The 12026-nt window shown below is 46.6% G+C and carries 9 protein-coding genes and 1 pseudogene; 8 read left to right on the plus strand and 2 right to left on the minus strand.

All coding sequences use genetic code 11. The features are described 5' to 3' along the window. Nucleotides 1-16: 16 nt before the first annotated feature. Together QUB12_RS10375 and ggt are read right to left on the minus strand one after the other, a co-directional pair. Nucleotides 17-898, minus strand: a complete 882-nt coding sequence (locus QUB12_RS10375) for a choice-of-anchor L family PEP-CTERM protein (RefSeq protein WP_333306651.1) — start codon at nucleotides 896-898, stop codon at nucleotides 17-19. Between the two features lie 521 nt (nucleotides 899-1419). After that, nucleotides 1420-3147 carry a gamma-glutamyltransferase gene (ggt, locus tag QUB12_RS10380; protein ID WP_333306653.1) on the minus strand — a complete coding sequence of 576 codons (1728 nt, stop codon included), beginning with the start codon at nucleotides 3145-3147 and terminating at the stop codon, nucleotides 1420-1422. 1261 nt (nucleotides 3148-4408) lie between these two features. On the opposite strand from ggt, the gene QUB12_RS10385 reads away from it, so the two are divergent. The 8 genes and pseudogenes from QUB12_RS10385 to QUB12_RS10420 form a co-directional block, all read left to right on the plus strand. After that, nucleotides 4409-4669, plus strand: coding sequence for a glycosyltransferase family 2 protein (locus tag QUB12_RS10385; RefSeq protein ID WP_333141664.1), 261 nt, complete (start codon nucleotides 4409-4411; stop codon nucleotides 4667-4669). A gap of 9 nt (nucleotides 4670-4678) precedes the next feature. Next, nucleotides 4679-5440 carry a glycosyltransferase family 2 protein gene (locus QUB12_RS10390; RefSeq protein ID WP_333141685.1) on the plus strand — a complete coding sequence of 254 codons (762 nt, stop codon included), beginning with the start codon at nucleotides 4679-4681 and terminating at the stop codon, nucleotides 5438-5440. Between the two features lie 567 nt (nucleotides 5441-6007). Continuing rightward, nucleotides 6008-6784, plus strand: a complete 777-nt coding sequence (locus QUB12_RS10395; protein WP_333141667.1) for a DUF1350 family protein — start codon at nucleotides 6008-6010, stop codon at nucleotides 6782-6784. 379 nt (nucleotides 6785-7163) lie between these two features. Beyond that, nucleotides 7164-8351 (plus strand): sigma-70 family RNA polymerase sigma factor, encoded by a 1188-nt coding sequence (locus tag QUB12_RS10400; protein WP_333141669.1) that lies wholly within the window; start codon nucleotides 7164-7166, stop codon nucleotides 8349-8351. Between the two features lie 563 nt (nucleotides 8352-8914). Further along, entirely contained in the window at nucleotides 8915-9331 is a 417-nt protein-coding gene (locus QUB12_RS10405; protein WP_333141671.1) for a hypothetical protein, read from the plus strand. A 175-nt stretch (nucleotides 9332-9506) separates the two neighbouring features. Beyond that, nucleotides 9507-10055, plus strand: a complete 549-nt coding sequence (locus QUB12_RS10410; RefSeq protein ID WP_333300326.1) for a DUF4347 domain-containing protein — start codon at nucleotides 9507-9509, stop codon at nucleotides 10053-10055. Between the two features lie 103 nt (nucleotides 10056-10158). Next, the gene (locus tag QUB12_RS10415; protein WP_333306655.1) at nucleotides 10159-10752 is read left to right on the plus strand and encodes a hypothetical protein; all 594 of its coding nucleotides are present in this window, start codon (nucleotides 10159-10161) and stop codon (nucleotides 10750-10752) included. 732 nt (nucleotides 10753-11484) lie between these two features. Then, nucleotides 11485-12026: pseudogene (locus QUB12_RS10420) on the plus strand (hypothetical protein); the annotation flags it as partial.

A 12026-nucleotide genomic window follows, 5' to 3' on the forward strand; every position in this document is an offset into this window, starting at 1 on the left:
CCTTCAACATCCGTTATTAATTACTTCCGCCACGGCCATTGCGTAACTTTCGTCCAGCAGCCAGCATAGCGCCTCCCGCCATCAAACCCCCCACAGTCATCGGTTCGGGAACCGGCTCAGCTTGAACCGTCCCCACAGAACCGCCTTTAATAAATACAGCAGAATCTAACTTGCCATCGCCCACATCTTTAATGCGGATGCTGAGAACATTCGTCTGATTTTGCTTGAGCAAACCCTCAAAACCTAAAACTTTAGTAAAACCGTCGAGCTTAACGATGTTAGCAGCAATACCTGTCAAACTTGGGTTATCAATATAGTCTGAGTGATATGTAGAGCGATTATATGGATCTGGAACCAGATTATTAATCGTAACTGTTTTTCCGTCGCTCAATTTGGCCAAATTAGTGCCGTTCAGCAGCAGTTCAAAATCGTCATTATATTCTTCATAAGCGCCGAACTCAGGAAACTCCTCAGAAGCAAATACATATTGAAAGAACAACTTTTGAACCGTGCTATCAGCAAAAAAGCTGAGGTTTAGCTGAGTCACATCCCCCTGTTCACCTTCAGGTCCAAAGTCCGTGCTTAAATCGCTGTCCTTTATCGTGAAGTTATCAGTCTGATTCGTACCCGGTATATCGGCGACTCTACCAGTGCTCAGAACAACACCTGATGTCAAACCGAAGGGGTCATTAGTGAAAGTACCAAAAGCAGCCGAATTACCCCTAATTGAAACAGAGAAATTACTCAACCCGGCTGTATTAGCCCCCAATAAATTATTTCTTAAAGTCGCAGTGTTATTAGTTGCCCCTACCGAAAATGCCATTGCTGGCGCTGCCAACAAACTCAGAGCAGTAGTTAATGTAGCTGTTAAGGCAGCAATTTTGTGAGTAATTAGCATAAATTTTTCCTGGAAGATACAAACCTGATTCTCTGCACAACTTAATTTTTACATTATATAAGTATCAATGTCTAGTGCCTTTACAATAACTTTACACATAAGTGTATATACGCTTTCTATGGTTATTCTTTTTGGTAGTTCTTGGCAATAAGTCAGCCTATAAACATCAGCGCAAAAATACGGATGCAAAAATACACGTACACAGACTAATAATTTCAGGACTTACGCACTGGAGACCCAAGAAACCCGGTTTGGATACCGTTGGCGCTCTCCAAAATGACTAATGACTAATAGCTAATGACTAATGACTAAGGACTAATGACTAATGACTCATGACTCATGACCTCCCCCAAAAAAACCATACAAGCCCCCGATTCCTGTCGTAGAGAGATCAAAATTTTTGACCCTAGTTCAATATCCCAGATTCTTCTCTGGAGTAAATCTAAAATCCTTCAACCCTCGCGCCACTCGACCGCTGGCCGAAGTCTAAAATCTAAAATCTCTAATCGACTGACTTTTGACTAAAACCCCCTTGCTTCTCCTTCCCCGCGCCGATCGGCAGCCCCTTCCAACCAACCGTCTGCAGTCAGGACGATCGCATTGGCATTGCCCCAGCCGTCACCTTCAACAATCTGGTGTCCCCGCCGCCGCAACTCCGAAAGCGTCGCAGCCTCAAAACCTCCCCGTTCCACCCTCAGGCGATCGGGCTGCCACTGATGGTGAATCCTCGGTGCAGATACAGCATCGCCGACATTCATGTCGTAAACCAATACGTTCAGTACAATTTGCAACACCGTGGTAATAATCGTGCTGCCTCCGGGAGCCCCCGCAGCGAGGCGAAATTTGCCATTTTCTGTCACGATGACCGGCGTCATGCTCGATAAAGGAGTCTTCCCTGGGGCGATCGAATTTGCCTCCCCGCCCACCAAACCAAACAAATTCGGCACTCCCGGCGCGGCTGCAAAATCATCCATCTCGTTGTTGAGCAAAATTCCCGTACCCGCAGCCACGACTCCCGCCCCAAAACCGCCATTCACTGTAAAAGTTAAGGATACCACATTGCGCTCTTTGTCAACTACCGTTAGGTGGGTAGTTTCGGGAGACTCCCACACAAAGCGGCTCAAAGTTTCAGCGTCAACAGCTTTTACCTCGCTGGAGGGTCTGGCTTTTGACATTTGGATTTGCGATCGTCTGAATTTGCCATAATTGGTGCTAGTCAGAGCTTTGACCGGTACACTCACAAAATCCGGGTCGCCCAAATACTCAGCCCGATCGGCATAAGCAATCCTCATACTCTCCGCCAGCAAGTGCAAAGTATCTGGACTTTGCCTCCCCAACCTCTTGAGATCCGTATCTCCCAGAATATTTAAGATTTGCAACAAATGAACGCCGCCGGAAGAAGGAGGCGACATCGCGCAAATTTCGTAAGTGCGAAAGTTGCCGCAAACCGGATTCCGCCAAATCGGCGTATAGTTTTTCAAATCTTCGAGAGTGATAATGCCGCCATTTTTAGCCATATCGGCGGCGATCGCCCGCGCAATGTCCCCGCTATAAAAACTCTGCGGATTTTGTGCAATCTGTCGCAAAGTCCGCGCCAAATCCCGCTGCACCAAAAGCTGACCAGGTTGGTATAAAATGCCACCGCGAGTAAAAACCTCCCGCGCCGCCCGGTTTTTTTTGAGTACATCCTGTCGTCGCCCGGTAGCCGTGGTAAACCGCGAACTTACCGGAAAGCCTTTTTCCGCCAGGGCGATCGCCGGCGCCACCACCTGTGCCCAAGGCAACTTACCATACTCGCGGTGCACCGTATAAAGTCCAGCAACAGTGCCGGGAATACCCGCCGCCAAATGCCCGTCCAGACTTGCCCTTTGGCGCACCTTCCCTTGCTTGTCGAGGTACATATCCCGCGCCGCCCGTTTCGGAGCTCGTTCCCGGAAATCCAGCGCTTGCACAGTCCCCGTTTCCACCCGCCGCAGCAGCAAAAAACCCCCGCCGCCGATACCCGCCGAAAAAGGCTCCACCACCGAAATCGCCAAAGCCGTAGCAGCCGCCGCATCCACTGCATTGCCGCCCTGTTGCAGCACGGCCAGCCCCGCAGCGCTCGCCAGAGGGTGAGCTGAAACTGCCATCCCCTGTTTGCTGCGCTGTTGCTGCAAGTTTGGCTGTAGCTGCTGCTGGCAGCCACCCAACACCAAGACTGTTAGGCAACAAGTATAAATTCGCACTTTACTCAAGAAATTTGGCAACATTTTTTACGGGTGAGGCGAGGATTTTTTACAGTATAATTTTATGATGGTCTTCCCTAAGAACTAGCAATACTAAGTTCAATCGCAGATAAATTACCTGTTATGGCAGACGGAAAAACGATTTGACCCTGGGAGGCGATCGCGGTACAAGAGGAAGAGAAAAATCAGGGACAGCTTATGGCCAATTCATAATTAAACAAGTTTGAAAAAGCATCTTTTTTAAGAAAATACCGATTTCAAAAGAGCTGAGGAACCTACAAAAACGCCGTTGCTGATTTACGATAGAAAAAACTAAAGATGCCAATCATATAAACCAGGATTCACAAAGCTTCTGAATCTTCAAATTATTTTTGTTTCAGAGCATGATTAAGCAACAGCAAAATAATCAGTATTTTAGGTGATGGCTATGGTAATCCAACATAGAGCAGATTTAGCATATAGCAATCCTCGCATCATTTGCATAATTATTGTAGGGGCAATCCCACGCCCGGTTGCCCGATAGATAGGGGGTAGGCACTCTTAGCACTACCCCTACAAATTTATCTGAATCATTTAGGATTGCTATAGCCGTTTTTGGGCAGTTGTTCGACTGGTTAGTTAATCAATACAACAGGATTTACCCAATCTGGCTCTCAAGTTTGATTAAATAATTATAATGAGGCTGGCGAGTGAGGAATCAAAGTCCTCACTCGCCAGCCTCTGGCCCATGAAAAACAATTTTATGCTCACCGATTAACCGGAATCGCTCTGAGTCAGAAACCAGGTTTTTTAGTAGCTCTATAGTTCTCAAACCAATGATTTTGATTGAGACCGGGTTTTTCTGGGTAAGTCCTATTAAAGCAAAAAGATGCGATCGAATTTAGGACAACTCCAGTCCCCCGTAAAAACCCTCAATCCCTCGCACCCGTGGCCTTCGTGTCAGAAAAATTGCCCGCCAAATAATAGTCTGCACTCCGCCTGCTAACGGCTGTCCCCTCCTTATGGTAGCTCGCACTAATGTCCGTAAACCTGTTATATTGGCAGTATCTAGGCCCGTTTCCTGACTACAGGTACTTGCACGTAAATGAGTCAGAGTGTCTGCTTCGAGACTATAGCAATCCTCGCATCAGTTGTAAAAATATGTAGGGGTAGTGCTAAGAATGCCTACCCCAGCCTGCATCGGGGCAACCGGGCGTGGGGAGAGCCCCTACAATAATTACACAAATCATTTAGGATTGCTATATACTTCGGCGAACAACTACCAAACCACACCTTAATGCAAGTTATGAACAGCCAAAAAGTCAGCGTAATCATTCCTGCATTCAATGCTGCCGACACTCTGGCCGAGACAGTTGCCTCCGTACTCAATGGCACCCACAAGAATCTAGAAATTTTAATTGTTGATGACTGCTCTACTGACGCTACTGACAAAGTTGCTGCTAAGCTGGTCGAGCAAGATTCGAGAATTCAATACTTCCAGAATCCCCAAAATTACGGGGTTTCTAAGGCTAGAAATTTAATGATATATCGGGCAACGGGCGAGTAGGTAGCGTTTATCGACAGCGACGATACCTGGGAACCCAATAAGTTAGAAGTTTGTTTGAAGATGCTCGCAGACAATCCCGAAGTCAAAGCTGTGGCTCACGCTTTGCGGTATTTAGACAAGCGCGGCAACAAGTTGAGTTACATTCCCACCTATCCTACCACTAAAGCAGAAATGCAGGCGATTAAGGAGACAGGCGAATGTCCTTGGGTTTTCCCGTCTTCTGTTGTAGTCGATCGCTCTATTCTACTCCAAGAAGGCGGGTTTCCCGAAGATTGGCAGGTAGGAGAAGATACAGAGTTATTTACCAAAATTGCTCAAAAGTACGGTTTGCTAGCGGCGACAGAACCTTTGGGAAATTATCGGATTAGAGGGAACTCTCTCACAGATAAGCACTGGCTGAAGAAGCGCATAGCTTCTGATTGTGTCAAGGAAAACCAACTGTGGCGCTTGCGGGGAGAAAAAGAGTTATCACTCCAGGAGTACGAAGAGTTATGTTTTAAGAATTTGCCGCTTTTGCAAAAGCTTAACAAATTTCGAGAAGTTTTGGCACTGCACTACATGAGAAAGCTGGGACAAAGTTGGTTAAATCGGGAGGTTTTGCCTACTATTGTTTACGGCATCGCTACCACAGTGCTCAATCCTCAAGCTACTGTGCACAAGTGGAAATGGATGAAGACTCACGAAAAGTTGAGTCATCAAACCGCAGAAGGTATCAGTCATTCGCCAGAATTAAACCCCCAGCGATCGTCTGAAATCGGGGGGTTGTCCTAAAGGATGTTATACTTGTATAGCCTTTCTCATTAACATGAGGTGCACACTTGATAAGCGGGCATAGGCCTCCGTGGGCATAGGGCATACCTCACCAAGATTGAGAACTGCTGTATGCGGGTTGAGTCAAGAAATGAGGTGCTGCCAATACAGCCGAATCAAAGTTGATAGCCCTGGGGCTGATTAATACGCGATATTCGGGTTTTGATCCGTATTTGACTGTTAATATCCTGTAGGGTCAATTACCCGCAATACCAGCTACAGCGGCTTGCAGCCGTGCGATGGGACACAATATAAAAATTTTTGAAAGTCGCGGATGTCAGCCTTGATTTATTCGATCGCCAACTTCAACCTTATACAGGGCGAAAATAGCAGCGATCGCCAGCCGTGCTATTTGCCCCCACAACAGTTAGAATAAATAATGTATAAGTAAAAAGGAAAGTTTTTGGAATTAAAAAATGGGTAGCAAACCCCTTTTTGAGGCCGAAAATAAAAGCAAAAATTTATAAAACATTCGGCCTTCTACCTTCAGAGGACGATCGCCTTTTTATTTGGAATTAGATTGAATTTATGGACTGGCAAGAAATTTCTGGTAACTGGGTATTAATTCCTTCAAGACCGATCGCGATCGTACATTTTCTCGGCGGTGCATTTGTGGCGACAGCACCGCAACTCACCTATCGCTGGCTGTTAGAGGCTTTGGGGAATCAAGGATATGTTGTAGTCGCAACGCCGTTTGTCAATACTTTGGATCATATTGCGATCGCCCGCGATGTCCTCAACAAATTTGAAAATGCCCTCGATCGCCTGCGGGCCACTAAATTGCTCAAATCTTCCTATCTCCCCGTTTACGGCATGGGACACAGCATGGGATGCAAACTGCACTTGCTGATCGGTTCTGTATTTGACATAGAAAGGGCAGGCAATATCCTGATCTCTTTCAACAATTATGCAGCATCCGAAGCAATCCCGATCGTCGAGCAAATTTCCCCCGTCTTTAACGTTGAGTTTACCCCGTCCCCGCAAGACACCAATCGCCTCGTCCAAGATAGCTATCAAATCCGGCGCAATCTTTTAGTCAAATTTAACGGCGACAACATCGACCAAACCCTGCTGTTGACAAAACTGCTAAAAGCACGATTTCCCGACATGATTACAGTTCAGACTCTAGCGGGCAACCATCAAACGCCCTTGGGGCAAGATGTTAGCTGGCCTGTGGGTCAAATTTTTACGCCCTTCGACGCGATCGGGCAGTGGGTCAAACAAGAAGTGTATCGAGAATTAAATCAATTAAAACAGACAATTCTGCTGTGGCTTAATCCTCTGTCCAAGGATTTTAAATCTTAAAGTTCAGATTTTAGCTTGGTGACATTAAATTGAAAAATTACGCATAAACTCTATCTGTAGGGTGCATATGGCGCACAGGCTACTTAGGAATTACGCATAAACTCTATCTGTAGGGTGCTTATGGCGCACCTTACACTACCAATAGTGTTAAAAAGCCGTTTGCGTAACTCCTAAAACTGCCAAGGGATGTCTCAGCTATGCACTCATAGCCGCGAAGATCCTACTTTTCCGACTTTTCCGACTTAAAAGATCCGACTTTTCCGACTGACATGAGCCTGAGTGGTGAGTCAACATGGTGATAGGTGCATCTGAGGCTAGGTAAATTACGGCCTAAATTAATCGCCAGTTGTTTGTCCACTTAGAGTTTCGGCACCCACAGATGTTAATTTCTAGTTCTGCATCAGTCCCTTCCTCATGCACTCCAGATATAGATTCAGCTTTTTGGAAATTATGGCAGGATAATCAAGATTACCTTTACCGTTGCTGTCGCAAGTGGATGGGCAACCCAACCGATGCCGAAGATGCCCTCAGTCGCGCGATGCTGAAAGCTTGGGAGAAAGCAAGAGATGGTACGGATGATATCAAAAACTTTAAGGCTTGGTTAACCAAACTGACTTATAACCTGTGCGCCGATATCCATCGAGAGCGCAACAGGGGTGCAGTAGGAGTTGACAGTTTAGACACCATTGCTTTAGGAAACGAAACCGAATTAATCAGCCAAGAAGAAACACCAGTTCGCGCTGCTATGCGGGGTGAAGTCGAATTATTTTTTCGCGAGGCAATAGATGAGTTGCCCGATAGATTGCGCGAGACTTTTCTTCTCCATTTTGAATCAGGGCTATCTTATCCAGATATTGCAGAACAGCTTGGTATATCTTACGATAACGTCCGCAAGCGGATTTCCCAGGCGCGGGCAATTTTGCGTCAGCGGTTCAATGAAAATTTCGGTGAAGAGGGGACTGACGCGGATTTGTCTAATCCTAAGTCGAGGGTTTCTCCTCAATCTGCAAAAGGGAAAAAGTCTCAGAATATTGTTGAAAAAAAAACGGTAACAGAGGAGATTGAAGAAAGAGAAATTGTTGCCGGTGGGGAAATTCAAGAATCGGTTTTAGTGAATGCTCAATCTGATGGGGAGAGCACAGAAAGAGAAATTGTTGTCGGTGAGGAACAGCAAGAAGCGGCGGTGTGTGTTTTGCATCTAGGCGCGAAGGATTATTCGCCCCTACGGATATTGGCTAATAGTCTGGGGGATGACAGCGAAAAAGCGATCGCCCCTAACCCCTACAGCGGATTACTTTCTGAGTCTTGGGAAAGCCAAAAAGCTCTTGGTGTACAGGCATCATTAATGCTGCCCGCACAGGGCTGTTGTACCATCAGCGACTGCAATCCGCTGTATTCCCAGTTTCTCAACAGAGAAAACCAATACTTGACCGATGTTCGATCGCCCGAAATGCGATCGCCCCAGGGTGCCGCAGGCATATCGCGCAACGGTGCGTCTGCTGTATCGCTTTTTCCACTGTACAGGAGGATGTGGGCAGACAGTGGCGGCTGGCTTTCTTCCATCTGAAAAATAGGCAGGCAGAAAATCGCTTTAAATCAGTAGTGCGTAGGTTGGGCCCGTGGAACGAACCCTCCGTTTCACTCCGCCCAACATTTTCTTTAACCCAAGCGTATTGGGCATTAATGCTGCCGCGAGCTGCAATCCCCTATATTCTCGCTTTCTCTATGACTGGCGCGATATGGCGCTAGGCCGAATTTGGCATGGAAAAATTCGGCATCCCTGGTTTCGTCAATCTAGATTTTCAGGAAGAGATAGACCAATACGCTTGGGTTAAAACTATTTATTGCTCGGAGATCCCCTTAAATCCCCCGAATCGTTGCGGGGACTTTGAGTAAGTTCTTGTCCCACCCCCTACTCCCCTTTTTAAGGGGGGTTAGGGGGGATCGAGCTTAACTGAACCGTATTGAGAGATCGACTGCGTAGCAGGAATTGGTCAAATCCTCCCTCAAACCTGGTCACCCCCAAAAGTTAGAGATGTCATCTATCTAAAGACTGAATTATTCACAAATCGCCTTCGGGAAACGTCTAACTAATAGAACACAAAAAACCAACCCTGGAGTTGAAAAATTATGATTCGTCGTATTGCTTTCGTTAGTGGTCTCGTTATTCTCAATGCTTTTGGTTTCGCTACCGTAGCCCGTGCCGGTGAAGGTGGTATAGCAGGTTCCGCAGCTTTCACCGTTAACTCCGACAAAGTTACAGGTGTGGCTGTCTCGGCGGCGGTCGGTAAAGAAAACGCTTCTGCTGCTGCTTTCAACTACAGTGCTGCTGGAGGGGGCAATGCTTTACAGAACTCAGCTTGGGCTCTGGGTAGTGCAGGGATACAGGCTTTTACGACTGTCGGCAATCCGACTGGTTTCGACGTTACGCCCGTTTCTGACACCGCAAGAGCTACCCCACAAGAGAATAAGTTTAATGCTGGAACTGTCAACGTGCAGATTGGTACCGCTACTAACAATGCTGTTGTTAAGTCTCCCACTCCCTAGAACGGTTGTGAAAGGTTAGCTAGCCAGCTAACCTCACCGGTCAATCAATTTTATCTCCGTTCAAATATCAGATCAGGATCTCCGCTTCCCTCGAACCAACCAGTCAGCCGAGATCCTTATTAATAGGGTGTTTTTATCCGCAATACCTTCTGATGAATAACAGGACATTCCCCCGATGAAACCCATGCTAAATACTTCAAAAACTATCAATCCAGCCACCAGAATTGTTTTTATCGATGCTGGAGTAGAAAACGCCGATCTACTCATTGAGGATGTCATTTCCACTACTGAAGTCTTTGTCCTAGATGGGACGGCCGATGGCATCGAGCAAATTAGCCTGGTTTTACAACACCGTCCAAATACCGATGCCGTTCATATTATTTCCCACGGTTCCCCAGGTTGCTTGTATCTGGGCAATAGCCAACTAAGTTTAGATACCCTAATCCACTACGCCCCGCATCTCCAAAAGTGGGATGTTGCCAACCTCGTCTTCTATGGCTGTAAGGTTGCAGCCGGAGATGCTGGCGAAGAGTTCATCGCACGACTCCACGAACTAACAGGCGCTCAAATCGCTACCTCTGCCCTACCCATTGGCAGTGCCGCAGGACTCGGTGGTTCTCAGTTGCTCAATAGCGGTTTGGTGAGGACGAACGGTATTAGCTTCCATAACAATTCAGCAATTGGCGGCCACGGCGGCAACTTCTGCGACTTTTTTGCACGCTGACCTCTGTAACTCTTTCAGCGCCAAGTTTTCAGGTGTGTATGGAGGTAAATTATCTCTTCGCTACTTTGACGCAAATTCACTATTTTTCAGGAGAAAGTATTTCATGACGAGCGAGTTAATCTACGGGCCTATCTACGGTACACCCAATAACGACATTCTGCGGGGTACTGCGGCTGGTGACCAAATCTACGGTGACGCCGGAAACGATGTCCTCTATGGTAACGCCGGAAACGATACCATCAATGGTAATTCCGGCGACGATATTGTCTACGGTGGCAATGATAACGATTCGTTGCGGGGGGGTCAAGGCAGCGATCGCCTTTACGGTGATGCCGGTAACGACGAACTCCTCGGCGATCTGGGTGATGACATCCTCTATGGGGGTGATGGTAACGATATCCTCAATGGCGGTGCAGGGAGCGATCGGCTCTACGGGGATGCAGGATTTGATACCTTTGTCCTTGCACCAGGAATGGGTCAGGATCTGATCTATGGCTTCCAAGGTCGCCAAGACAAAATCCGATTAGATGGAGGTTTAACTTTCGGCGCTTTACAGATTGCCCAAAGTGGTAGTTCCACCTTAATTAAAATTGCATCAACCGGAGAAACCCTCGCTTCTTTAGTTAACACAAATTCCGCCGGGATTGGGGCGGGTGATTTTTTCCAAAAAATCGAGTATTTTGGAGAACCTAATTAGGGCGGTCGCGCCTGTCTAATTGTCTAAATTCTGAAATAATCAGGTGCGTTAACTTCCGTTAGCGCACCCTTGATTCTGATTTTATAATTATTAAAAATTCAAAATATTCATCCCAATAAATATTTTTTTATTGCATCTATAGCGAACCTAAATGAATTATTTAATTCTTGTATGGGCAAACCCCCCGTGGTTGCCCCGATCGCTGGGGGGTAGGCACGGGGAGTAGGGGTAGCACTACCCCTACATATTTATTTGTACCAATGATTTATACCAATTTAATGTGAAGTTGCACATATCTCGATCCCCCTCGCATACCCCCTACTCCCCCTGATTGTTGGGGAGTAGGGGTTGACTTTGAGAAGAATCTTGTCCCACCCCCTACTCCCCTTATTAAGGGGGGTTAGGGGGGATCAGATTCTACGGGGCCTCATAAAAAATTGGTATTAGACCCGCTATATATAACACAATACGCTTGGGTTAAAACTATTTATTCCTCGGAGATCCCCCTAAATCCCCCTTAAAAAGGGGGAATTTGAGTAATTTCTTGTCCCACCCTTCGTAGGGGCGGTGCCCCCGTGCCCGCCCTTGGCTAGGGGGGCTCGGAATTAACCCAAGCCTATTGATATATAACAATATTAAAGCCAGAAATAGAATTGTTATTAAATCATCAGGATATGAGGATTGAATCACTGTATTAACTAATATATTTAATCCCTACTTTTCGCGCTTTTAATGATGATTAACCTCCTCAAATTTATCGTTAACCCTACGGCGCTCCTTTCAAGAGCATACAATGCTAGTATTGTCGTCGGTTTGGCTCTCCTGAGCATCGCTTACTCAACCCCAGCCATAGCAGAAACTCGCTCCAATTTACTCGACACATCCAATCAACTGGATGCCTCTGCTGCGAGTGTTTCTGACCTTCCAGAAACGAGCCCTTTATCAGAAACACCCAACTGGTTTACTTCTGCTACAAAATTGGAACCCTCATCCCAAAATTTAGCCTCTGAACCTCAACCCACAGAACCCCAGTCAACTAATAATCCTAACGGATTGTCCCAACCTTCTGTGCCATCTACTGAACCCGATTACATTATTCCACCTCGCAGCGCTCCAAGCGTTTCCGACCTTCCAGAAACCAGCCCTTTATCAGAAACATCCAACTGGTTTACTTCTGCTACAAAATTGGAACCCTCCTCCCAAAATTTAGCCTCTGAACCTCAACCCACAGAACCCCAGTCAACTAATAATCCTAACGGATTGTCCCAACCTTC

The organism is Microcoleus sp. B7-D4 (genome assembly GCF_036705125.1).
Lineage (GTDB): Bacteria > Cyanobacteriota > Cyanobacteriia > Cyanobacteriales > Microcoleaceae > Microcoleus.

Coding starts and splice junctions, on each gene's coding strand:
- QUB12_RS10375 (WP_333306651.1), bottom strand. CDS start 898: ATGCTAATTACTCACAAAATTGCTGCCTTAACAGCTACATTAACTACT.
- ggt (WP_333306653.1), bottom strand. CDS start 3,147: ATGTTGCCAAATTTCTTGAGTAAAGTGCGAATTTATACTTGTTGCCTA.
- QUB12_RS10385 (WP_333141664.1), top strand. CDS start 4,409: ATGAACAGCCAAAAAGTCAGCGTAATCATTCCTGCATTCAATGCTGCC.
- QUB12_RS10395 (WP_333141667.1), top strand. CDS start 6,008: ATGGACTGGCAAGAAATTTCTGGTAACTGGGTATTAATTCCTTCAAGA.
- QUB12_RS10400 (WP_333141669.1), top strand. CDS start 7,164: ATGTTAATTTCTAGTTCTGCATCAGTCCCTTCCTCATGCACTCCAGAT.
- QUB12_RS10405 (WP_333141671.1), top strand. CDS start 8,915: ATGATTCGTCGTATTGCTTTCGTTAGTGGTCTCGTTATTCTCAATGCT.
- QUB12_RS10410 (WP_333300326.1), top strand. CDS start 9,507: ATGAAACCCATGCTAAATACTTCAAAAACTATCAATCCAGCCACCAGA.
- QUB12_RS10415 (WP_333306655.1), top strand. CDS start 10,159: ATGACGAGCGAGTTAATCTACGGGCCTATCTACGGTACACCCAATAAC.